The 22,122-nt window shown below is 67.0% G+C and carries 26 protein-coding genes and 1 pseudogene; 15 read left to right on the forward strand and 12 right to left on the reverse strand.

The window, feature by feature from the left end; all coding sequences use genetic code 11:
* Positions 1-103 precede the first annotated feature (103 nt).
* The gene (locus tag BTE28158_RS21415; protein WP_151047115.1) at positions 104-694 is read right to left on the reverse strand and encodes a tetratricopeptide repeat protein; all 591 of its coding nucleotides are present in this window, start codon (positions 692-694) and stop codon (positions 104-106) included.
* Between the two features lie 353 nt (positions 695-1,047).
* Between BTE28158_RS21415 and BTE28158_RS21420 the strand changes: the two genes are divergently transcribed.
* From BTE28158_RS21420 to atsR, 3 genes are read left to right on the forward strand one after another with little or no spacing between them, the layout of a single operon-like run.
* On the forward strand, positions 1,048-1,926 hold the full coding sequence (locus BTE28158_RS21420; protein ID WP_151047117.1) for a response regulator: 879 nt from the start codon (positions 1,048-1,050) through the stop codon (positions 1,924-1,926).
* Between the two features lie 48 nt (positions 1,927-1,974).
* The gene (locus BTE28158_RS21425) at positions 1,975-2,475 is read left to right on the forward strand and encodes a putative pterin-binding protein (RefSeq protein WP_059605050.1); all 501 of its coding nucleotides are present in this window, start codon (positions 1,975-1,977) and stop codon (positions 2,473-2,475) included.
* Between the two features lie 9 nt (positions 2,476-2,484).
* A complete protein-coding gene (gene atsR, locus BTE28158_RS21430) occupies positions 2,485-4,296 on the forward strand; it encodes a hybrid sensor histidine kinase/response regulator AtsR (protein WP_151047119.1) in 1,812 nt (603 codons plus the stop codon).
* Between the two features lie 57 nt (positions 4,297-4,353).
* Here atsR and BTE28158_RS21435 read toward each other — a convergent pair whose 3' ends face one another.
* Positions 4,354-4,773, reverse strand: coding sequence for a secondary thiamine-phosphate synthase enzyme YjbQ (locus BTE28158_RS21435; RefSeq protein ID WP_059605044.1), 420 nt, complete (start codon positions 4,771-4,773; stop codon positions 4,354-4,356).
* Positions 4,774-4,783: 10 nt separating this feature from the next.
* On the reverse strand, positions 4,784-5,110 hold the full coding sequence (locus BTE28158_RS21440) for a thioredoxin family protein (protein ID WP_124903189.1): 327 nt from the start codon (positions 5,108-5,110) through the stop codon (positions 4,784-4,786).
* A gap of 205 nt (positions 5,111-5,315) precedes the next feature.
* Here BTE28158_RS21440 and BTE28158_RS21445 point away from each other — a divergent pair, with 205 nt between their 5' ends.
* From BTE28158_RS21445 to BTE28158_RS21455, 3 genes are all read left to right on the forward strand, one after another.
* Positions 5,316-6,008 (forward strand): flavin reductase family protein, encoded by a 693-nt coding sequence (locus BTE28158_RS21445; RefSeq protein WP_059605040.1) that lies wholly within the window; start codon positions 5,316-5,318, stop codon positions 6,006-6,008.
* A 44-nt stretch (positions 6,009-6,052) separates the two neighbouring features.
* A complete protein-coding gene (locus BTE28158_RS21450; protein ID WP_124627670.1) occupies positions 6,053-6,385 on the forward strand; it encodes a DUF2322 family protein in 333 nt (110 codons plus the stop codon).
* Between the two features lie 62 nt (positions 6,386-6,447).
* Entirely contained in the window at positions 6,448-7,308 is an 861-nt protein-coding gene (locus BTE28158_RS21455; protein ID WP_151047121.1) for a protein kinase family protein, read from the forward strand.
* A gap of 80 nt (positions 7,309-7,388) precedes the next feature.
* On the opposite strand, the gene BTE28158_RS21460 is transcribed toward BTE28158_RS21455, so the two are convergent.
* Together BTE28158_RS21460 and BTE28158_RS21465 are read right to left on the reverse strand one after the other, a co-directional pair.
* Positions 7,389-7,958: a hypothetical protein gene (locus tag BTE28158_RS21460; protein ID WP_151047123.1), complete on the reverse strand. Its 570-nt coding sequence runs from the start codon at positions 7,956-7,958 to the stop codon at positions 7,389-7,391.
* A 216-nt stretch (positions 7,959-8,174) separates the two neighbouring features.
* Positions 8,175-8,633 (reverse strand): Lrp/AsnC family transcriptional regulator, encoded by a 459-nt coding sequence (locus BTE28158_RS21465; protein ID WP_006486309.1) that lies wholly within the window; start codon positions 8,631-8,633, stop codon positions 8,175-8,177.
* Positions 8,634-8,758: 125 nt separating this feature from the next.
* On the opposite strand from BTE28158_RS21465, the gene BTE28158_RS21470 reads away from it, so the two are divergent.
* The 3 genes from BTE28158_RS21470 (at position 8,759) to surE (ending at position 10,761) form a co-directional block, all read left to right on the forward strand.
* Positions 8,759-9,496: an AzlC family ABC transporter permease gene (locus BTE28158_RS21470; RefSeq protein ID WP_059605028.1), complete on the forward strand. Its 738-nt coding sequence runs from the start codon at positions 8,759-8,761 to the stop codon at positions 9,494-9,496.
* Positions 9,486-9,788 (forward strand): AzlD family protein, encoded by a 303-nt coding sequence (locus BTE28158_RS21475; protein ID WP_162999222.1) that lies wholly within the window; start codon positions 9,486-9,488, stop codon positions 9,786-9,788. The genes BTE28158_RS21470 and BTE28158_RS21475 overlap by 11 nt, the downstream gene beginning before the upstream one ends.
* Positions 9,789-9,981: 193 nt before the next feature.
* Entirely contained in the window at positions 9,982-10,761 is a 780-nt protein-coding gene (surE, locus tag BTE28158_RS21480) for a 5'/3'-nucleotidase SurE (protein WP_151047125.1), read from the forward strand.
* Positions 10,762-10,837: 76 nt separating this feature from the next.
* Here surE and BTE28158_RS21485 read toward each other — a convergent pair whose 3' ends face one another.
* From BTE28158_RS21485 to pdxR, 5 genes are all read right to left on the reverse strand, one after another.
* Positions 10,838-11,659 carry an SDR family NAD(P)-dependent oxidoreductase gene (locus tag BTE28158_RS21485; protein ID WP_124903197.1) on the reverse strand — a complete coding sequence of 274 codons (822 nt, stop codon included), beginning with the start codon at positions 11,657-11,659 and terminating at the stop codon, positions 10,838-10,840.
* A gap of 69 nt (positions 11,660-11,728) precedes the next feature.
* Positions 11,729-12,196 (reverse strand): cupin domain-containing protein, encoded by a 468-nt coding sequence (locus tag BTE28158_RS21490; protein ID WP_124627681.1) that lies wholly within the window; start codon positions 12,194-12,196, stop codon positions 11,729-11,731.
* Positions 12,197-12,336: 140 nt separating this feature from the next.
* Positions 12,337-13,689: a pyridoxal phosphate-dependent decarboxylase family protein gene (locus BTE28158_RS21495; protein ID WP_151047127.1), complete on the reverse strand. Its 1,353-nt coding sequence runs from the start codon at positions 13,687-13,689 to the stop codon at positions 12,337-12,339.
* A 20-nt stretch (positions 13,690-13,709) separates the two neighbouring features.
* Positions 13,710-14,009, reverse strand: coding sequence for an ArsR/SmtB family transcription factor (locus tag BTE28158_RS21500; RefSeq protein ID WP_059605012.1), 300 nt, complete (start codon positions 14,007-14,009; stop codon positions 13,710-13,712).
* Between the two features lie 125 nt (positions 14,010-14,134).
* Positions 14,135-15,613: a MocR-like pyridoxine biosynthesis transcription factor PdxR gene (gene pdxR / locus BTE28158_RS21505; protein ID WP_151047129.1), complete on the reverse strand. Its 1,479-nt coding sequence runs from the start codon at positions 15,611-15,613 to the stop codon at positions 14,135-14,137.
* A gap of 131 nt (positions 15,614-15,744) precedes the next feature.
* On the opposite strand from pdxR, the gene BTE28158_RS21510 reads away from it, so the two are divergent.
* On the forward strand, positions 15,745-16,221 hold the full coding sequence (locus tag BTE28158_RS21510) for a GNAT family N-acetyltransferase (protein ID WP_151047131.1): 477 nt from the start codon (positions 15,745-15,747) through the stop codon (positions 16,219-16,221).
* Between the two features lie 23 nt (positions 16,222-16,244).
* On the opposite strand, the pseudogene BTE28158_RS32555 reads toward BTE28158_RS21510, so the two are convergent.
* Positions 16,245-16,373 (reverse strand): annotated as a pseudogene (locus tag BTE28158_RS32555) (class I SAM-dependent methyltransferase); the annotation flags it as partial.
* Between the two features lie 153 nt (positions 16,374-16,526).
* On the opposite strand from BTE28158_RS32555, the gene BTE28158_RS21515 reads away from it, so the two are divergent.
* Positions 16,527-17,540 (forward strand): hypothetical protein, encoded by a 1,014-nt coding sequence (locus BTE28158_RS21515; protein ID WP_151047133.1) that lies wholly within the window; start codon positions 16,527-16,529, stop codon positions 17,538-17,540.
* A 229-nt stretch (positions 17,541-17,769) separates the two neighbouring features.
* Entirely contained in the window at positions 17,770-18,579 is an 810-nt protein-coding gene (locus tag BTE28158_RS21520; protein ID WP_059605003.1) for a TlpA disulfide reductase family protein, read from the forward strand.
* A gap of 113 nt (positions 18,580-18,692) precedes the next feature.
* On the opposite strand, the gene BTE28158_RS21525 is transcribed toward BTE28158_RS21520, so the two are convergent.
* Positions 18,693-19,097 carry a hypothetical protein gene (locus BTE28158_RS21525; protein ID WP_059605000.1) on the reverse strand — a complete coding sequence of 135 codons (405 nt, stop codon included), beginning with the start codon at positions 19,095-19,097 and terminating at the stop codon, positions 18,693-18,695.
* Between the two features lie 453 nt (positions 19,098-19,550).
* Between BTE28158_RS21525 and BTE28158_RS21530 the strand changes: the two genes are divergently transcribed.
* From BTE28158_RS21530 to BTE28158_RS21540, 3 genes are all read left to right on the forward strand, one after another.
* A complete protein-coding gene (locus BTE28158_RS21530; RefSeq protein ID WP_059604998.1) occupies positions 19,551-19,940 on the forward strand; it encodes a fucose-binding lectin II in 390 nt (129 codons plus the stop codon).
* A gap of 197 nt (positions 19,941-20,137) precedes the next feature.
* Positions 20,138-20,872: a fucose-binding lectin II gene (locus tag BTE28158_RS21535; RefSeq protein WP_151047135.1), complete on the forward strand. Its 735-nt coding sequence runs from the start codon at positions 20,138-20,140 to the stop codon at positions 20,870-20,872.
* Between the two features lie 371 nt (positions 20,873-21,243).
* Positions 21,244-22,119, forward strand: coding sequence for a mechanosensitive ion channel family protein (locus BTE28158_RS21540; protein ID WP_151047137.1), 876 nt, complete (start codon positions 21,244-21,246; stop codon positions 22,117-22,119).
* The last annotated feature ends 3 nt before the right edge of the window (positions 22,120-22,122 follow it).

Genomic DNA, 22,122 nt, shown 5'->3' on the forward strand with positions numbered 1-22,122 from the left:
GAGTCGTTGTTCGGCTTATGTGTTCGTGCGAACTTTGATAAGCCCCCCGGCGTGGCGCGCGATGGTGGTCTCCCCGCAGCCGCCTCCGTTGCTTTCGGCCCGGTCAGTAGTACCAGTACGTCTGATGCCAGACGCCGTAGTACGGATAGCCCGAGTACCAGTAGCCGTAATAGACGTCACGCCATTGCGTGCGCCATTTCCAGTCGTCCTCGTCGTCCTTCTTCGCCTTGCGGGCGAGCTCGAGCAGCTTTTTCGATTCCTTGTCGCCGCGGCCCGCGGCGATCGACAGCCACTTGTCCGCTTCGCGCGGATCGGAGCCCATCTCCTCGAGGCCGAACAGGTAGAAACTGCCGAGCGCCTTCTGCGCGTTCAGGTCGCCGCGCTCGGCGGCATCGCGCATCCACTTGAGTGCCTGGTAGCTGTCCTGGCGCACGCCATCGCCGCGGAAATAACGCAGGCCGAGGTCGTAGGCGGCCTTCGGCTGCGTCTTCGCGGCCTGCTTCAATGAAACGATGCGAGGATCCTCGCGATCGTCGGAATCGTCCCTTTTTTGATAGGAGACCTGATCTTTAGGGCGATAGGAACACCCGGTGTCATCGCAGATCCGCACCGTGTTGCCGGTGACGGACGGATCCTGCGCGCACGCGGCCAACAGCAACAACAGCAGCCCCGGTGCCAGAAAACGGCGAACCATTTTTACTTTTCCCTCGATTTATTTGCGCCGCACTGCTTCGCGCTATCTCACCCCGCGAGCGCGTACCCGGCTCGCGCGCGGCGGGGCGAATACAATTCACCCACGCCGACACGCGGTCCACGGCTCTCTCAGGCTCTCTTCGTATCGTTCAGTCACGCGCGGGCTGCCGCTTTTCGCTGGGCCGACCGTTGTCGACACCGGCGCCTCAACCTGACGCGGCAAACAATAGTGACGTGGTGAGCAATAATAATGGAGAAAAATGGCATGTCAAGGTGATTCGCGATTTCAAAGTTTGCGTATCGCGTCACTTTTGAATATGCTCTTCGTCGCTAAAACCAGGAGACCCCGTCGAGATGTCCAATAGCGAGCAGGCCAATGTCGATCTCATTACCGCAACCAAGGTGCGCGATCTGCTGACGCGCAACGGGATTCCGCCGCGCAGTCACAACACGACGATCGCGAACGTGCTGGGCCTCAGTTTCTCGGTCGTCACGCGCAAGATGAAAGGCCTGATCCCGTGGAACCTGTCGCAGTTGCAGGACATCGCGACGCACTTCGGCGTGCCGCCCGCGATCCTGCTCGACGACAAGGGCACACAGCCGGCCGCCGCCGAGATGATCGACGCGACGCTCGTGATCGAGTCGCGCCGTTTCCGCTGCCGCGCGGCGATCTCGGCGAAGGCCAGCAGCCAGGCCGAAACGGATTTCGTCGCGTTGCAGTGGCAGGGCGAATGGATCGTCACCGAACGCCAGCACGCGCGCGAAGGCCGCCTCTATCCGGTCGACGTCATCGAACTGCGCTCGAGCCAGCCGACCGTGTACGCGGCGCGGATCGCGGTGGTCGACGATTCGCGGGACGTCGCCGAGACCGTGTGCGAATACTTCATCGAAAAAGGCGTGAACGCGATTCCGTACCATGACGGCGCGTCGTTCCGCAAGGCGCTGGAAGTCGAGGATTTCGACGGCTACATCCTCGACTGGATGCTCGGCGACCAGACGGCCGCCGAGCTCGTGCGCGGCATCCGCTCGAGCGAGAACGGCGGCGCGCCGATCTTCCTGCTGACCGGCAAGATCTCCACCGGCGAAGCGAGCGAGGACGAGATCGCGCACATCGTGTCGCACTACAACGCGCGCTGCGAGGAAAAGCCGGTGCGCCTGCCGATCCTGTTCGCCGAAGTCGCGCGCGAACTGAAGATCACGCAGCCGGTGGCCACGGCCGCCGCCGCGAGCTGAGACCACGACGAGAACCGGCCACCACACGAACACGAAAAAGGGAAACACATGCGAATTTCGACCCTCTGGATCAAGACCCTGATCACGGCCGGCCTGCTCGGCATGGCCGCCGCGAGCTGGGCCGCGTCGTTCACGTTCACCGTCGACGGCAAGATCGGCCGCAGCAACCAGCCCGGCAAGACGACGTTCGTCTTTACCGAGCAGGCGCTGATGGCACTGCCGCAGCACACGATCGTCACGTCGACGAGCTGGACACCGAAAGCGACCTTCACCGGCCCGCGCCTGTCCGACGTGCTGAAGACCGTCGACGCGCACGGCACGCAGATCGAGTTCCGCTGCATCGACGAATACACGTTCACGATCCCCGTGTCGGACGCCGACAAGTACGGCGTGATCCTCGCACGCACGATGAACGGCAAGGTGCTCGGCAACGACAACTACGGCCCGCTGTGGATCATGTATCCGCGCGACCAGTATCCCGACGAGCTGAAGACGCCGCTCGGCGAAGCCAAGTTCGCATGGCAGATCATCGGCCTGACCGTGAAGTAAACGCGCGACATGATGCGCGGGCGGTGGAAGAACAGAAAGATCATCCTCATCCTGGGATCGTTGTGGATCCTGGGATTCGCCGCATGGGCATTCCTGCTGTGGGACCTGCTCGCGACCTCGGTCAACGAGGGCGTGCTGGAAGGACCGCGCGAAGGCGTGTTCTGGACGGCCGCGCAATACCGGAACGCCTACACGCGCTTCGACCGCCAGTTGATCCTCTACTCGACGCACGTGGACAACGACTTCGACCACGTGCAGATCCAGCTCGACAGCCTGTCGGTGTCGTTCGGGTTCCTGCAGCGGCCGTCAGAAGTGTCCGAATACTGGCTGCGCATCCCGCGCGCGCGCGCGGAAATCGCGGTGCTCGGCGCATTCATGGCGCGCCTGAAGCACGACGTGCCGCTGCTGCGCGACGCACCGAACGATGCGCCGCACGTGATCGACGACGTCAACGCGTACTGGCCGAAGGTCAATGGCCTTGCGAACTACTTCCGCGCGATCGAGATGGCGCAGCGCGATTTCACGTTCCATCAGCTGAAGGAAAAGCAGCGGGCGATCGTGTCGCTCGGCATCATCCTCGGCGTGATCCTCTGCGCGCTGTTCCTGCTGCTGTTCTATACGATGCGCACGCGCGACGACCTGCTCGAACGACAGGACGCCGCGCTCGATGCGGAGCGCAAGGCATCCGATCGCGCGTTCGAGATGATCGAGGCGAAGAACGCGTTCCTCGGGATGGTCAGCCATGAACTGCGCACGCCGCTGCAGGCGATCTGCGGTTCGATCGAGATCCTGCTCGCGCGGCCGCAGTCCGACGCCAACCTGAAGACGATCCGGCGGCTGCAGAATTCCGCGTCGTCGCTCGAAGCGCTGGTCAAGGACCTCACCGATTACATCAAGCTGCGCTCGACCAAGCGCCTCGCCGAAACCGAAACGGTCGGCATGGCATCGCTGCTCGCCGAGGTGCTCGATCCGCTGCGCGCGAAGATCGCGACCAAGCGGATCGCCGTCGCGCAGCGCGTCGAGCCGCACGACCTCGCGATCCGCTCCGATCGCAAGCTGTTGCGTCAGGTGCTGTCGAACCTGATCGAGAATTCGGTGAAATACACCGTCGGCGGATCGATCGACGTATCGATCATGCTCGTCGACGCGCCGGCCGGCCGGCAACTGAAACTCGCCGTGCGGGACACGGGCGCCGGTATCGCGAAGCAGCATCTGTCGAAGATCTTCGAGCCGTTCTACCGCGCGAACGACGCGGTCGGCCTGCATGTGGACGGAATCGGGATGGGGCTCGCGGTCGTGCGCGAGATCGTGACGACGCTGCGCGGCCACGTGGACGTGCGCAGCGTCGTCGGCGAAGGCAGCGAGTTCGTCGTGACGCTGCCGGCCGAGGTGCCGGATGCCAGCGAAACGACCGGCGACGCACCCGCGTGGCCGGCCGCCGCCGCGCATCGCAACCGCCGCGCGCTCGTGGTCGACGACAACGACAACGCGCGCGAAACGCTCGGCGCGATGCTCTCGGCGCTCGGCCTCGACGTCGACCTGTGCGGCACCGGGCAGGAAGGCATCGCCCGTTTCGGCGAGATGCATTACGACCTCGTCGTGCTCGATCTCGAACTGCCGGACGTGAGTGGCTTCGAAGTCGCGCGCCGCATCCGGATGGTCGCGCAACCGGACGACGACGGAAAGTTTCCGTCGATTCTCGGTGTCAGCGCATACGAATCGGCCGCGCTGCGCGAGAACCAGCGGGTGTTCGACGCATTCCTGCCGAAGCCCGTTCACCTGCGCGAACTTGGCGCGCTCCTCGAGAAGCTGCTCGGCTGAGCGTGGCCGCGGTGCGTGACGGGCAGGCCTTCCAGCGGCCCATTGCGCGTTTCCCGCTTACTCGCCGATCAAATGCAGCACGATGTCACGCCGATGCGCGGCGCGACGATGCTCGAACAGATAGATGCCCTGCCACGTGCCGAGCACCATGCGTCCGTGCTCGACCGGGATCGACAGCTGCACTTGCGTAAGCGCCGTGCGCAGATGGGCGGGCATGTCGTCGGGGCCTTCCGTGTCGTGCTCGTAGCGCGTGTCGTCTTCGGGTGCGAGCGTCGCGAAGTAACGTTCGAGATCGCGCTGCACGGACGGATCCGCATTCTCCTGGATCAGCAGCGACGCGGACGTATGGCGGCAGAACACGGTCAGCAGCCCGGTGCGGATGGCCTGCTGATCGACGAATGCGCGCACTTGCGGCGTGAACTCGACGAGGCCGCTGCCGCGCGCGTCGACACCGATATGCGTGATGGCCTGTTGCATGACGACGACCTCAGGCGAGCGCGGCGAAGCCGTCGGCCTCGATCTGCCTGGCATCGGCGGGGCGCACGACGCGCGCGACTTCGACCCCGTCGCGCAGGAATACCAGCGTCGGCCACAGCTTCACGCCGAACGAACGGCCGAGCGGCCGACCCGGGCCATCCTCGATCTTCAGGTGCCGCACGGCCGGATGCGCGGAGAACGACGCGACGATCGCAGGCTGCGCGCCCGCGCAGATTCCGCACCAGTTCGTGCCGAATTCGATGACGGTCGCACCGGCCAGTGCGTCGACTTCCGCGCGCGTCGGCGCGTTGGCGGTGTAGCGTTGCTCGATGTCCATCGGGCCCCTCGTGTGCAATTGCGGAACGTGGCCGCGGCGCGCCGGCGTGGGCGGCACATGCGACCTTCGATTTCCTACTCTAGCGGAAAAGCACGCGCGATGCCGAGGGCGCCCGCGCCGTGCGGATGACATGACAAGAATCGGAGCGCCGCGCGGCGGCGACGCGATCAGCATGCGAACTGATCCCGTCAACGAAGGACCGACCATGAACGCTGCGCATCGCATCACTGAACCGAACATCCTCTATTTCGGCACGCCCGTCGTGCTGATCAGCACGTTGAATCCGGACGGCACGGCCAATCTTGCGCCGATGTCGTCCGCGTTCTGGCTCGGCTGGCGCTGCATGCTCGGGCTCGCCGCCAGCTCGCAGACCACGCACAACCTGATGCGCACCGGCGAATGCGTGCTGAACCTGCCGTCGGCGGCGCAGGCGCAGGCCGTCGACCGCATCGCGCGCACGACGGGCACGCATCCGGTGCCCGAGTCGAAGCAGGCACGCGGCTACGTGTACGAACCGGACAAGTTCGGCACCGCCGGGCTCACCGAAACGGCCTCGCAGACCATCGCACCGCCGCGCGCGCTCGAATGTCCGGTGCATCTGGAAGCGGTGGTCGCCGCCACGCACGGCATCGGCGACGAAGCACCCGACCTGCGCGGCCACATCCGCGTGTTCGAGGTGCGCATCCAGCGCGTTCACGTACATCCCGACCTGCTGATGGACGGTCATCCGGACCGCATCGATCCGGACAAATGGTCGCCGCTGATCATGAGTTTTCAGAAGTTCTATGGCCTCGCGCCGCATCAGGTGCATGCGTCACGGCTCGCCGAGATTCCGGAGCGCGCCTATCGCAGCCCCGACATCGACCGCGCGCGCGAAGCGGGCATGTCGATCGGATAAGATACTGGCCGATTGACCCATGACCGAACCGACGGAGTGTTTCAGTGATTCAACCGACCCAAGTATTCAAGGACAACCTCGCGCAACTGCCGGCCATCGAAGGTGTCGCGCGCATCGATCTCGTCGGCGCGAACGGCGACGTGGTCGCCAGCATCGAGAATCAGCCGGGCAAGCAGGGCTCGCTCGCGGTGTACAACTACCTGAAGCAGGTATTCGGCACGCTCGACGCGAAGGCCGCCGAGCACGGCCTCGCCGTGTTCGCGGAGCACACCGCCGACGCGCGTAACCGCCCGGGCGCACACCCGAACGTCGATCGTCTGCTGGCGATCGTCGACGGCGGCGAGGCGCTGCGGATCGACGTGGTCGCGAAGGCTTGAATGCCCGGCGACGGGCACGCACGCAAACGGTCGATGCCCGTTCTTTCCCGAAGACCCTCCACATGCGTCGCATGACTGTCCAGCCGATTGCCCGTCGCGTCGCATCGATCGCCGCCCTCGCGTGTGTCGCGCTCGGCGGCGCGGCGTCCGCCGAGACGCTGCGCACGGCTTCCGATATCGCCGGCGCGTCTCTGGTTCCGCTCGGCGCGCTGCCGCACTCGCCGGAGAACGGCACGCTCGACGCGTTCTGTGCGCAATATCGTGCGAAGACCGCAACCGCGGCCGGCCGCGACGTAGCGAAGCTCGGCTGGATCGTGACGTCGGAAGCGCCGCTCGGCCGCTACACGGTCGTCACGTTCGCGAGCGGTTTCAAGCCGGGCACAAGCGCGATCTGTTACGCGCGCAACGCAAATGTCGGCGTCTTCGACGGCACGACGCTCGTCGCGCTCGGCTATACGGCACGCTCGGCCGGCTGGCAGCTCGGCTCGGTCGAGTTGCTGGAAAGCGGCGCGCTGCTCGTCTGGGGTGGCGATGGCCCGTCGGCGCCCGTCGGCGAGTTGCGCGAAGCGCATGGCGGCTTGCGGCTGACCGCGGTCGCCGCCGAACGCACGTACTGCCACGGCCGTGCAGTCGTGCCCAACGTGTACGGCAAGCCACTCGACGCGGCCCGCAAGATCCTGATCTCGCGTGGCTGGCAGCCGCTGCGTCCGCGCGAGAGGCCGGACCCGCTGGACGGCGCGGCCACGCTCGCGAAGCACGGGATCATCGAAGCCGAAGCGTGCTCGGGCACCGGCATGGGGTATTGCGCGCTGCGGTATCGGAGCGCGGCCGGCGTGCTCGGTGTGACGACGGCCGGCGGCGAGCCGGACACGCCGTCGGCGAATACCGTGATCGATTATCAGGTGGCTTGCAGGAAACAGTGATCGGCGCGGTGGCGTTCGCTTGATTCATCGCTCCCGGCCGCCCGTCGCTCGGGCGGCCGGCGCTGCCGCGTCAGCAATCGTCAGCGATTCGCGCCGAGCGCCACGCGCAGCCGCTCCATCAGCCGCGTGTAGTGCCGCACCACATCGGCCTTGTCCGTCACGTTCGCGGTCGAGAACCGCTCGGACCACGCGGCCTTCCACTCATACGTGCCGTGCACGCTGCGGTCGCCGTCCGGCGACTGGATCAGCGAGCGAATCCGCGCGTCGCGCCCCGGCCCCGTATGCATCTCGAACAACGCGTGGATGAACGTGTGATACGCGTCGTACACGTCGTCGTCGAACAGGTAGCGGTAGATGTGAAACGTGCGGTCGAGTTCGCGCTTCGCGCGGATCACGTCGTCCGGCGAGATGTCTTTCCAGTAGCCGATCCACGTATAGAAGCACAGCAGCGCATTGAGCTGCGGCGCGACCGTGTCGTACAGCGTGAGCCGCTTCTCGATCAGCCGCTGGTTGGTCCACTGCACGAGCTCGAGCCGCTTCAGCCGGCGCGCGACGAGCCAGCCGAGACACGCGACCGACAACGGCGTCAGCACGCCGAGCACGAGCTTGACGATTTCCAGCGAATTCCACGGATCGTTGAATGGCTGCATGAATGGCCCGACAAGAAAGACGCACCGCCCGGCGGATCGCATCGCGCTGCGCGCGTATTCGTCGATCCCTTCGCGGTTGACCGTTAGTTGCTTGCGCATCGAAGTCGCACCGTGATGCTGCCGGCGCGCGGCGAGGCGGCTCGTCCCCCAGTGTATCGGCCAAATGTCACCGGCCGGTGACGATTCGCCGGGTCGTCGTCAAGCGCCCGTGCCGCGTCACGTCGGCAGCGCCGACGTGAGCTTGACCTTCTGCATCGGAATGTCGGTCTTCACGCTCAGCACGCCCGGGATGCGCGTCAGGTATTCCATCTGGAAGCGCCGGTAGTCGTCGATGTCGGCCGCCACCACGCGCAGCAGGAAATCGCAGTCGCCGGCCATCAGGTGGCATTCGACCACTTCCGGCATCTGCTGGACGGCCTCCGCGAAGCGGTTCACGGATTCGGCGTCCTGTCCCTTCAGCCACACGCGCGTGAAGATCGTCAGCCCCTTGCCGACCTTCGCCGGGTTCAGCACGGCCACGTATTTCTCGATCACGCCCGCTTCCTCGAGCAGCCGCACGCGCCGCAGGCATGGTGACGGCGACAGCCCGACCTCGTGCGCGAGTTCCACGTTTTGCATGCGGCCGTCGCGTTGCAGCGCGCTCAGGATCCGCCGGTCGATAGCGTCAAGCTTCATTGGCATCAAATTCCAAAAAAATCGCAAATCACTCGCTCAATGCCAAATTCTCGAGAATATCGATCCGCAACGCAACCCGATTCGAGTCAAAAAAGCAGACAATCCTCCTCCCCGTAGGAGGAGTAATGAGCAGTAGCGTTTCAACGTCGTCCGGGCTTCGCGACAAGCCCGCCTATGTCGCCGAGATGGGCCGCGGATTGCGCGCGGCGTTGCCCGTCATGCTGGGTTTCGTGCCGTTCGCGCTGGTGCTCGGCGCGCAGGCCGCGCAAAAAGGGCTGAGCCTGTTCGAGGTCCCGATGATGACGGGCCTGAATTTCGGCGGCGGCTCCGAATTCGCGGCGATCCATCTGTGGACGTCGCCGCCGCACATTGCGCTGATCGTCGCGATGTCGTTCCTCGTGAATTCGCGCCACATCCTGATGGGCGCGGCGTTCGCGCCGTACATCCGGCGCCTGCCGCGCCGCCGCGCGTTCGCCGCGCTGTTCTTCATGTGCGACGAAAGCTGGGCGATGTCGCTCGCCGACGCGCGTTCGCGCTCCGCCACGCACATCAGCGTTCCCTATTACGCGGGCGTGTGCGCCGGGCTGTACCTGACGTGGATCTCGATGACGACGCTCGGCGCGGCGGTCGGCCCGACGATCGGCAACGTCGAGCAGTACGGCTTCGACATGGCGTTCACGGCCGTGTTTCTGGTGCTGCTGCGCGGGATGTGGAAAGGCATGCGCGCGAGCCGTCCGTGGTTCGTGAGCCTCGTCGTCGCGGCCGCCACGCACCTGGCCGTGCCCGGCGCGTGGTACGTCCCGGCCGGCGCGTGCGCGGGACTGATCGCCGCGCTGCTGTGGGAGCCGCGCGATGCTGCCTGATTTCGCGACGGTCGCGACCATCGTGCTGATGGCGTCGACGACCTACCTGTCGCGCGTGCTCGGCTACGTGCTGCTGCGCAACCGCACGCTGAGCCCGAGGATGGCGTCGGTGATGGAGAACGTGCCCGGTTGCGTGCTGATCTCGGTGATCGCGCCGGCCTTCGTGTCGACGCGCCCGGCCGATCTGCTCGCACTCGCCGTCACGCTGATCGCGGCGACCCGCCTGTCGATCCTGCCGACCGTCATCGTCGGGGTCGTATCGGCCGGCCTGCTGCGGCATCTGCTCGGGTAATCGGCTAACGCGGTTCCGAGCGCCGCGCGGGCGGCACCTCGAACCGGAAAACGGGCGCGCCATGCGCCCGTTTTCGCATCCGCGCGCCGGCCGCGGCGCTGCCTGACACGGCACGCGTCACGACGGGATGCTAGCCTTGCGGCTGTACCCGCGATGCCTTCCCCCTCATTGCCTGCCTGCGAGGATCATCCCGATGCAAGAAACCCGCCCGCTGTTCGACCGCGTCCTGCTCACCAACGACGACGGAATCGACGCCCCCGGCCTTGAAGTGCTCGAACAGGTCGCCACGCAACTGGCACGTGAAGTCTGGATCGTCGCCCCGGCGGAAGACCAGAGCGGCACGTCGCACTCGTTGAGCCTGCACGAACCGCTGCGCGTGCATCGCAAGGGCGAGCGCCGCTTCGCCGTGCGCGGCACGCCGGGCGATTGCGTCGCGATCGCGGTCAGCCACCTGATGAAGGACGCGCGGCCCGACGTCGTGCTGTCCGGCGTGAATCGCGGCGCGAACCTCGGCACCGAAACGGTGTTCTCGGGCACCGTCGGCGCAGCGATGACGAGCATGCTGGTCGGCGTGCCGGCGATCGCGCTGAGCCAGGCCTTCCGCGACCGCAACGCGGTGCCGTGGCATACGGCGCTCACGCATGCACCGGACGTGATTCGCCGGCTGGTCGCGGCCGGCTGGGACAGCGACGCGTGCCTCAACGTGAATTTCCCGGCGCGGCCGGCCGACAACGTGCGCGGCTTGAAGGTGACGAACCAGGGCACCGGCACGCTGCAGGGCGTCGAAATCGTATCGGGGCGCGATCCGCGCGACATCGAGTATCACTGGCTTAAACTGGCGCGCGCACCGCGCGACGACGATGCGGATTCGGAAACGGTCGCGCTCGACGAAGGCTACATCGCGGTCACGCCGCTGAAATTCGAACGCACGCACGACCAGGCGCTCGCGCGGCTGCGGTCGAGCCTCGGCTGACCTCGGGGGTGATACCGGCTGGCGGATTCGCCGCCGGGCCGCCTCACCGCACCGGCCGCATCACCTGTCCCCCGGGTCACGTCAGGTTCAATCCCCCGTCGAGCATCACGATCTCGCCCGTCACGTAATCGGACGCGACGAGCATCGCGACCGTCTGCGCGACGTCGTCCGGCGTCGCCGCGCGGCGCATCGGCGCGTGCTCGCGCCAGAGCTGCTGCGCGGCGGTCCAGTCGGCGGTCAGCGGCGTATCGACGAGCCCCGGCGCCACCGCATTGACGCGAATCGCCGGCGCGAGCGTGCGCGCCAGCAAGCGCGTCGTGTGATTGAGCGCGGCCTTCGCCGCCGCGTACGGAATCGACGCGCCCTTCGGCCGCACGCCGGCATGCGAGCTGACGTTGATCACGCACCCGGCGCGCCCGCTCGACGCCGCTTCGAGCAGCGCGGGCTGCGCTTCGGCGACGAGCCGGAACGGCGCAATCACGTTGATTTCGTGCATCTCGTGCCACACGTCGGGCGTCGCGGCGGCGAGATCGTCGTGCGGAATCACGCGGCTGACGCCCGCGTTGTTGACCAGCACGTCGAGGCGGCCGTGCACCGCCACCGCGTCGCGGATCAGCCGCACGCGCTGCGCATCGTCGGCGAGATCCGCCTGCACGTAGGCCGCGCCGAGTTCGCGCGCCATCGCGCGACCGGTTGCAGCGGAATTGCGCGAATGCAGGATCACCGCATAACCGTCCGCCGCCAGTCGTCGCGCGATGGCCGCGCCGATCCCCGACGTCGATCCGGTGACGAGCGCGACGGGCCGCTGCACGCGCGACCCGCGCGGCTCGGTGACGGTTTCGGTTTCAGGTTCCGTTTCGGAGATGGGGGCATTCATCGGCGGATGCGGCGCGTCCATGGCGTGGAATCCTGTCAGTGGCGTTCCCGCATCATAAGCATGACGACGGCCGATGCGGATGCGTGGCGTCTACGGCCGTTTCGGCAGCTCGACGAAATCCTCGAGCTCGCCGGCGATGTAAAGCCGCTTGCCGATTCTCGGGTATTCGCAGACGTCGTGTTCGAGGCGCTGGCCGAGGATGAACAGTTCCAGCGGCACGTCGCCGGTGTTCTGCAACGCGTGTGCATCGCCGCCGCGCGGAAAGCCGAGAAAGTCGCCCGGCCCGATTTCGCACGTGCGTTCGCCGATCGTGACCGTGCCGGTGCCGGACAGCACGTACACGCATTCTTCCTCGTACAGGTGGCGGTGATACTCGGCCGATTCGTGGCCGGGCATCAGCGTGAGCAGGTGCGCGCCGATTTGCGTGAGGCCGGTCAGGTCGCTGAGCTGTCGTTTGAGGCGAACGGCGTTGGGATTGAGCGAATGCACCGCGCGGGTCGGTTCCATTTTCGCGATGTCGGCGGCTTTCAGCAGTTCCCGGGGAGGTGTCGTGGACATGGGGATCTCGTCAGCGTCAATGCAGCGGTTGAACGCGCCGCCCGGGCGGGCGCGGCGAGCATGCCGCGCTATTGTCCGACATTTTCACGCGGACGAGATCACCGGCATGCGCGTCGTCTACCGCGACCTGGCGACGCCGATCAGCCCGCGTGCACGCCGCGCAGCTTCGTCAGCAACGCGATGAGGCGATCGATGTGTTCGTCCTCCGTGCGCCACGACGACACGCTGATCCGGAACGCCGGCCGCCCCTGCCACACCGTCTGCCCGAACCATACGTCGCCCGAATCCTGCGCGGCCTGCAGGATCGCGATCGTCTCATCGTCGGTGCCGGCGCGCACGAGCACCTGATTCAGCACGACGCGGTTCAGCACGTCGTAACCGGCCGCGCGCAGACCGTCGGCGACGCGCTGGGCTTGCGCGCAATGCCGTTCGACCAGCGTCGCCACGCCGGCGCGGCCGAGCGCGCGCAGCGCGGCCCATACCGGAATGCCGCGCGCCCGCCGCGAGAACTCGAGGTTGAGGTTCTTCTGCGCGTCCTGCGCGCCGCTCAGGTAAACGGCATCGCTGTTCATCGCGGTCGCGAGCGCGGCCGCGTCGCGGCAGATGACCATCGCGCCGTCGTACGGCGTGTTGAGCCACTTGTGGCCGTCGGTGGTCCAGCTGTCCGCGCCGTCGATGCCGTTGGTCAGCGCGCGCTTCGACGACGCGCGCGCCCACAGCCCGAACGCACCATCCACGTGCACCCACGCGCCGGCGGCCTGCGCGCGCGGAATCAGCGCCGCAAACGGATCGAACTCGCCGGTGTTCACTTCGCCGGCCTGCACGCAGAGGATCGTCATGTCGTCGAGCGGCGGCAATTGCGCGGGATCGATGCGGCCGTGCGGGTCGACCGGCGCGACGATCAGGCGCTTCATCCCGAAGCCGAGCACCCGCAGCGCCTTCTTCACCGTGATGTGCGCAAGCTCGGAGAGCACGACCTTCACCTCGGGCGCGCCGATCAGGCCTTCTTCGTCGACGTCCCAGCCCTTGCGCGCGAGCAGCGCACGCCGCGCCGCAACCAGCGCAACCAGCGTGCAGGCCGTCGCGCTCGTGCCGAAGCCGACCGCGCTGTCTTCGGGCAGCCCGAGCACGTCGACGACCCAGCGCGCGGCCTGCCGCTCGATCGTCGCGGCCACCGGCGAATTCGCGAACGACGACGCGCACTGGTCCCACGCAAGCATCAGTCGCTCGGCCGCCGCCGCGGCCGGCAGCGTCGCGCCGATCACGAAGCCGAAGTAGTTCGGGCCGTTCGATGCGACGGTCGCAGGCGTGCCGCGCTCGTCGAGCAGGCGCAGCACGTCGTCGGCCGGGTAGCCCGTATCGGGCAGCGGTTCGTCGAAGGCCGCAAGTCCGGCGAGCGCTGCCGCATCGGGATAGGCGCGCCGTTCCCCGGTCGCGGCGAGATACGCGTGCGCGCGCCGGTCGGCGTCGGCCAGCAGGGCGAGTTCGTCCATGTCGTTTGCCTCTGGGAAGGTCAGAGTTGCAGGAGATCGCGGCCCAACTGATGCAGCGCATCGTCGATCCGCTTGTAGTACGTGAACTTGCCGACGCGCGTCGCCCGCACGAGCCCGGCATCCGCGAGGATGCGCATGTGGCGCGTGGTCGTCGCCGGCGCGATGCCGAGCTTCTCGGTGATGTACGTGCAGCACACGCCGAGCTCGTCGAAGTCGCCATGCGGCTGCGGCGGGAAATGCTTGCGCGGCTGCTTGAGCCAGCGCATCACGGCCAGACGGCTTTCGTTGGCCAGTGCGCTGATGCGGGTGACGTCGTCCATGGTTCGGCCTCGTTTAACGTTTCGAATATTAGCTAAATGACGAAACGTGGGCAACTGCTTCCGGGATTTCCGCGTTCGCTGTCGCGCTCGAAGCCGGGTCGCCCGCTACCGCGCCGCATCCGACGTCACCGCCCGGCCAACGCGCGGTCGATCATCTCGCCGATCCGCCGCGCGAGCGCGTCCATCCGCTCGGCCGGCACGCCGCCGTAGCCGAGCACGAGCCCGTTGTAGCCGTGCGCCGTGCCCGGCATGCAGAACGACGACAGCGCCCGCAGGATCAGCCCGTGCGCCTGCGCGACGCGGCTCAGCGCCGTGTCCGCCAGCGGCACGTCGAGCCGCGCCGACAGATGCATGCCGCCCGCGCCTCCCGATACCGTCAGCCGCGTGCTCAATCGCCGCGCCAGCGCGTCGTGCAGCGCGTCGCGCCGCTCGGCATACACGCGGCGCATGCGCCGCAGATGCCGCGTGAAATGCCCGGCCTCGATGAAATCCGCGAGCGCGCGCTGCTCGACCGCGCGGCCCTGCAACATCAGCGCGCCCGCCGCGTCGCGCAGCGGCTGCGCAAGCACGGGCGGCACGACCATGAAGCCGAGCCGCAACGCGGGAAACATCACCTTGCTGAACGTGCCGAGGTAGATCACCGGCGCATCGTCCGCGAGCCCCTGCACGGCCGCGTGCGGCGTGCCGTGGTGGCGAAACTCGCTGTCGTAGTCGTCCTCGACGATCCATGCGCCGGCCGCGCGCGCCCGCGCGACGAGCGCGAGCCGCCGTTCGAGGCTCATCACCGCGCCGAGCGGATACTGGTGCGACGGCGTGATGTAGACGAGCTTCGGCGGACGATCGCGCCAGTCGTCCGGATGCGGCGCCAGCCCCTGCGCATCGACGCCGATCGGCTCGACGCGCAGGTCGGCCGCGAGAAACGCGTTGCGCGCACCGTGGTAGCCGGGGTTCTCGATCCATGCGACGTCGCCCGCGTCCGCCAGCGCGCGGGCGCACAGGTCGAGCGCGCCCTGCGTGCCGTCGGTGACGATCACCTGCGCGGCGTCGCAACGCACGCCGCGCGATGCGCGCAAATAACCGGCGATCGCGTCGCGCAGCACCGCGTCGCCTTCCACGGACTGATAGCCGAGCTGCGCCGGCCCCGCCGTGCGCCATGCGCGTTCGACGCAGCGCCGCCACTGCGCGAGCGGGAATTCGTCGACGGCCGGCACGCCCGGCATGAACGGCAGCGATTCGTCGAGGCCGCTCGTCGCGCGCTCGGCCTGCGCGACGCGCCGCGACAGCATCGCCGCATCGCCGGCGGGCGCCGCAGCGGCGATCCGCGACCCGCACAAACCCATCCGGGCGACTACCGTGCCCTGCCGCGTGCCGGTCACGAAACCTTCCGACGCGAGCCGCTCGTACGCGTACAGCACCGAGTTGCGCGCGATGCCGAGTTCGTCGGCCAGCGTGCGCGAGGCGGCAAGCCGCGCGCCTTCGGCGATCCGGCCGCTCAGGATCGCGTCGCGCAGACACGCGTACAGCCGCTGCTGCTGCGACATCCGCGCGGCAGCGTGCGGCCCCGCCTCGCGCTCGAAGGTCGACAGCAGCACCGCGTAATCCATCGTGGCTCCAGAATGTGGGAATGTCATGGGTCTACACATGGTGCCACGAACTTTCTATCGTGGATGTCCGTTCTCGTTTCCGGCCGCGCCGGCAACGCCTCATTTCATCCATCCTCGAAAGGTTCGCGACCATGAACGCTACCAACACCGGCATGATCGTCCGCCCCGTGCGGGAAGACGATCTCGACAACTGGCTGCCGCTGTGGGACGGCTACAACCGCTTCTACGGCCGCTTCGGCGACACCGCGCTGCCACGCGAGATCACACAGCTCACGTGGTCGCGCTTCTTCGACGGCTACGAGCCCGTGCATGCGCGTGTCGCGGAACGCGACGGCCGGCTCGTCGGGCTCGTGCATTTCCTGTATCACCGGAGCACGACGCTGATCGGGCCAACCTGCTATCTGCAGGATCTTTTCACGCTCGAGAGCGAACGCGGCAAGGGTGTGGGCCGCGCGTTGATCGAAGCCGTGTACGACGCCGCGCAGGCGCAACGCGCCGAACGCGTGTACTGGCAAACGCACGAGACGAATCACACCGCGATGCGGCTCTACGACACCGTCGCGGAAAAAACCGGATTCGTGATCTACCGGAAGGTCTTGCCACGTTGATCATGCCGCACGCGGCGGCGGCTTCACGCCAGCGGCCGCGCCTTGATCCACAGGAACAGCGGCACGCGCGACCACTGCTTCAGCGTGTCCGGGTCGACGCGGTCAGGCGGCGGCAGCGATCAGCCCGCGAAATGCTTCGACAACCCGTCGCGCGCCGCAGCCGATTTCCAGAGCGTGGCCGCCGCCGCGGCCGGTTTCCGTTTCCGGCGGCGGCGTTCTACAGTTACGAGAGACGACACGCGGCGCCGCCCACTTTCTCGTTCGGTTCGCGTGCGCCGATACGCACCCGATTCCGAGGAATGTCCATGCCGAGTATCGTCGCCGGTCCCGCCCATCTTCCGCCGAGCCCCGTCGCCGCCGAAACGCGCATGGTGCACGACGTCGCCACGCTGCAACCGTCGGACTATCGTTCGGCCGACGGTGCATCGTGGGTCATCGCCACCCTCACGCCGTCCCCGGACAGCGGCGACAACGTGACCGGCACGACCTACTTCGATACCGCGAAACAGCAAACCGTCGCGGTGCCCGACGCGCGCCGGCGTTATGCGAACCGCGGCACCTGGCAGGTCGTCGCGAGTTCGAGCCCGTCGGTGCCCGCCACCGGCCGCTACGACTGGCTGACGCTCACATGGCTGCCGATCAACCGACGGCCGCTGCCGCAAACGCCCGAGCATCTGTATTCGCCGTTCATTCACGGCGGCACGATCGTCTACCGGTGGAATCCGGCCGCGCAAGGCGGCGAGCAATTCGGCAACGTGCGGATGATCTTTCCGGAGTGGCTGGAGCAGGTGGCGGACGTGCTGCGCGGCGCGCCCGGCGCCGTCGCAAAGGCAGCGGCCGCCGCGTCCGCATCGGCGCTCGATCGCGTGAAGCAGGACGGCAACCCGATGGCCGCCGTGCTCGACTTCGGCGCCGCGCTGCATGAGGAACCGGCCGACCGGATCGCCGCACGCCTGCCAGCATTGCTGCGCGCGAACGACCTGCACGAAGTGTCGGCGATCGTGTTCCAGTGCATCGCCGCATCGCGCGAAGCGGACCGGCCGCGCTTCGTCGAAGCGATCAGCGGGTCGATCTTCTCGATCGACGACAGCGCGCGCCTGCTCGCGATCGCCTACGGCGCGTTCGCGGCCGGCAGGGCGAAGCCGCGTCCGTTCAGCGATGCCGCGCAGGCCGCGCGTATCAACGACGTGTTCGCGGCGTTGAAGCAGCGGACGTCGACACTCGGCGTGCCGGTCGGTCAGGGGTCGCCGTGGTACGAGTTCTTCACCGCGTACCGGCTCGGCGGCGCGTCGCCTGGCTCCGGCGGAAACAGGCAGTAATTGCCGGTGCCGCGCGATCGTCAGTCGACCTGATGCTTCGAGACGCTTCGACGAAAGCAACGTCATCCTGATTGCTGGTACTCGGCATGCAATTCGCGGGCGCAGGGCGGCGCATGTCGCGAGCGCTAACGGGAACCCGCGTGCGTCGCACAGGGTCGAAACGCCACATGACCGGCAACGGTGTCGCCTTCACCGGTCGATCCACGATCCCCCCACCCCTTTTCTTCCCATGTTGAGCATCGGTCCCTTCTCGATCCGCGTCGTCGCGGTAGCCGCCGCCGCGCTGCTGGCGTGGCTCGTCGCCCGCTTCATCCAGCGCCGCCCGCCCGACGGCCAGCACAAGACCGCGTCGAGCCTGATCCTCGACGTGCTGCTGATCGGGCTGGTCGCCGCACGCATCGGCTACGTCGTGCAATGGTGGCGCGAATACGCAGCGACGCCACGGTCCATCATCGCGCTCGGCGACGGCGGCTTCGACTGGCGCATCGGCGTCGCCGCCGCGCTCGTGTTCGCCGTGTGGCGGCTCCGTCGCCTGCCCGCCCTGCGCCGCCCGGTGGCAGCCGGCATCGTCGCGGGTCTCGCCGCATGGGGTATCGCTCAAGGCACGCTCGCGACGCTGCAGCGCACCGCGCCGCCGTTCGCCGCGATGCAGCTCGAAGCGCTCGATTCGACGCCCGTGCTGCCGCAACGCTTTGCCGGCAAGCCGGTCGTCGTGAACCTGTGGGCAACGTGGTGCGCGCCTTGCAGGCGCGAGATGCCGATCCTCGAACAAGCGCAGCGCGAGCATCCCGGCATCACGGTGCTGATGCTCAACCAGGGGGAAAACGCGCAGGCGGTGCGCGCGTTCCTCGAACAGCAGGGGCTACGCTTCGACAACGTGCTGCTCGATCCGCCGTTGCGTGCGATGCATGCGTACGGGTCGCACGGGCTGCCCACGACGCTGTTCTTCGATGCGAAGGGCGAACTCGTCGAATCGCACATGGGTGAGATCACCGCCGCGCGGTTGAAGGACGCGGTGGCGCAGCGCTTCGGTCAGTGATCCCGTCGGCAGCCTGCGCGAGGCCATGATCGATCGTCGATGGCAGCGCGTTCCCGCTGCCGCGGCTGACCCGCCCCACGACAGGTCGATACACCGACAGCCGCCCGCCACGCTTACGGCCTCGACAACACCATCACGCGCCCCGACACGCGCTGAAGCTTCAACCAGCCCGTATCGGCCGTGAACCGAAGCTGCTGCAACGGAAAATCGAATCCCGCCCTCTGCGCGGCGCTGACCACCGCGTCGGCGATCCAGCGGATCAGTTCCTTTCCTTCGTCGGTTGTCTGGTGACCGTTCTGGACGCCGTAGAAATAGCGATTCCCTGCGTTGACCTCGTTCTGCAGTTGCATCCAGTGCCCCGGAAGGCCCGGCAGGGTTCTGAACAGGTCCGCCACGCGCTGCGTCGTCAGGCCGCGCGCCCACAACGCGCCATTCACTGCGGGCCGCGCCAGGTTGTGACGGTCTGCGTCCTGAGCCTGCCCCTTGATCTCGCCTTTCAGAATATCGGGTTTCGTCATCGCACTGTCCTCTTAAGGGCCCGGCAAGCGGGCCAATTGAATAAAAGCCGCCGAATATCGAGCGCGCGCGCTCCGTGCACGATACCTCTAATCTCGAAATTAATCGCCTGTCAGGTGTATCAGGCGAGCGCATCGCAACATCGAAGGAATAAATCAGCCCGCTCCGACGGGCACCGAAGCCCGATCCTCCGGCGATTCCGGCCCGCGCACCCATTCATTGTTCAAATAAGCGTGACGCGCAGCGATATCATTTCGCGGATATTCAGAACCATATCCGATTAAATGATCATCATTAAATCAAACTGTTTCGATCTCCGATTTTCTGGACAATTTCCATTCCCGGCCGAATATTTTTTTATTTATTTTTCGCCATGCTGGCCGCGTCGCGTTTGAAACGGCAAACGTTTGCGCGACGCACAAAACGCCTTATCCACCGACCTTCAGGAGGCAAGCATGGCCGACTCTCAAACGTCCTCGAATCGCGCCGGCGAGTTTTCGATTCCGCCGAACACCGACTTCCGCGCGATTTTCTTTGCGAATGCCGCCGAGCAGCAGCACATCAAGCTGTTCATCGGTGACAGCAAGGAACCCGCCGCCTATCACAAGCTGACAACGCGCGACGGCCCGCGCGAAGCCACGCTGAATTCCGGCAACGGCAAGCTCCGCTTCGAAGTGACGGTGAACGGCAAGCCGTCGGCCACCGACGCCCGCCTCGCGCCGATCAACGGCAAGAAATCGGACGGCTCGCCGTTCACGGTCAACTTCGGAATCGTCGTGTCGGAAGACGGTCACGACAGCGACTACAACGACGGCATCGTCGTGCTGCAATGGCCGATCGGCTGACGGACCAACGCTGACGAAGATTCGCGGCGCGGCATGTCCGGCGCGCCGCCTTCCGGATCGCAATGACGACGGAGCCCACCGCGCATTGCGATCCGTGCGGGCCGCCATCGGTTGCCCGCGCGCTGCGCCACGCGCGACACGGCGAAATCCGATCGCCGGCCGCGTCACGCAAGACAATTCATCAAAACGAGGACGACATGACACAACCCTTTACCCACGACGACCTGTATGCGCTTCTGCAGCTCGCCGGCAACGACGCAACCGCCGTACAGGCGAACGGCGACCAGGCGGTGCTCGACCGGATGCGTCAGTTCATGACCGCGCAGCTCATGGAAAAATTGCCGCAATACGACGTGTTCGTCGACATCGCGACCATCCCGTACAGCTTCGACGTCGGCAGCTGGCAGAACAAGGTGAAGGCCGACGCGGCGGGCCAGGTGATCGCGTGCACGGTGACGTGGGCCGGCGCGCCCGGTGTACTGCCCGGCGCGGCGGCGAAATTCGGCGTCGGCGCGGTCGTCAATTACTTCTCGAAGGCGACGCCGCAACCCGCGCAGCCGGAACCCACGACGACCGGCGGCGGCGAGCGCGACGGCATCTTCAACCTGCCGCCGAACATCGCGTTCGGCGTAACGGCGCTGGTCAATTCGGCCGCGCAGCAGACGATCGAAGTCTATGTCGACGACAACCCGAAGCCGGCCGCGACGTTCCAGGGCGCCGGCACGCAGGACGCGAACCTGAACACGCAGATCGTGAACTCGGGCAAGGGGAAGGTGCGCGTGGTCGTGATGGCGAACGGCAAGCCGTCGAAGATCGGCTCGCGCCAGGTCGACATCTTCAAGAAAACCTACTTCGGGCTGGTCGGCTCGGAAGACGGCACGGACGGCGACTACAACGACGGCATCGCGATCCTGAACTGGCCGCTCGGCTAAGCAGCGCGATCCTGTCGAACTTCGCCACGCCGTCCGGCGTGGCGACCGCATCGACGCTGCCCGACGGCGCGGGCAGCACGACCGCATTCGCCGCCTGCGGCCGGCATCGCGAACCGTGCATCTGCGAGCGGCGTACGGTCGAGGTCGAGGTCGTAGCACGGGCATCCCACGAGCCCGTTTCCGCGGGAAACCACACCGCCGCAACGCGCTGGCCGCGAAACCGGAGATCGCGTGGCGCCACCCATGCGTTCGCGCGAAAACCCGCATGGCGTGTACAGTCGAGGGCTGCCGACGCGCGAGCGCATGCCCGTCCGACCATGACGGACGCCGGCACCCGTCGCGCGCTTGCCCGCTCAACCCGGAATCCCGTCATGTTTCTCGATCATCTTCATCCCGAACGCTGGACGTTCCTGTGGAACGCGTTGTCCACACTCTCGCTCAGGCTCTGCGCCGCCCTCGCGCTGCTCGTCGCGGGCTGGTGGCTGTCGAAACGCATCGGCCGCTGGCTGAACCGGCTGCTCGCGAACAAGGAGCGCGTCGACGACACGCTGCGGCCGATCCTCTGCGACGTCGCCGTGTGGGGCATCCGCATCGTCGCGATCGTCGGCGCGCTGTCGCAGCTCGGCATCGAAACCGCGAGCGTCGTCGCGGTGCTCGGCGCGGCCGGCCTCGCGATCGGGCTCGCGTTGCAGGGCACGATGCAGAACATCGCGGCCGGCATCATGCTGTTGCTGCTGCGGCCATTCAAGGTGGGCGACTTCATCGACGGCGGCGCGAGCGTCGCCGGGACGGTGGACGAGGTCGGGCTCTTCATGACGCGGCTGACGAAGCCGGACGGCATCTGCGAATACGTGCCGAACAGCGCGCTGTGGGGCAGCGCGATCCGCAACTACACGCGCAATCCGACGCGCCGTCTCGATCTCGAAGTGGAAGTGTCCGTGCACGACGACATCGATCGCGCACTCGACGCGCTGCGTGCGCTGGCCGAGGCCGACCCCGACGTCCTGCAGGAGCCCGCACCGGACGTGATGGTGATGCGTTTCGACGACAGCACGGCGATCGCGAACATGCGCGTATGGACGCACACCGACACGTTCTGGGCGCTGCGCTGGCGCCTCGCGCGCCAGGTACGCAAGACGCTTGCCGATGCGGACTGCGTACTGCCCATCCGCACGCGCGAGCTGCACATCGTGCACGACGCCGAACAGCAGCGCCGGGCCGACCCGCGCCGCGTGCAGGCATCGTGACGC

It is taken from the genome of Burkholderia diffusa (assembly GCF_902499115.1).
Lineage (GTDB): Bacteria > Pseudomonadota > Gammaproteobacteria > Burkholderiales > Burkholderiaceae > Burkholderia > Burkholderia diffusa.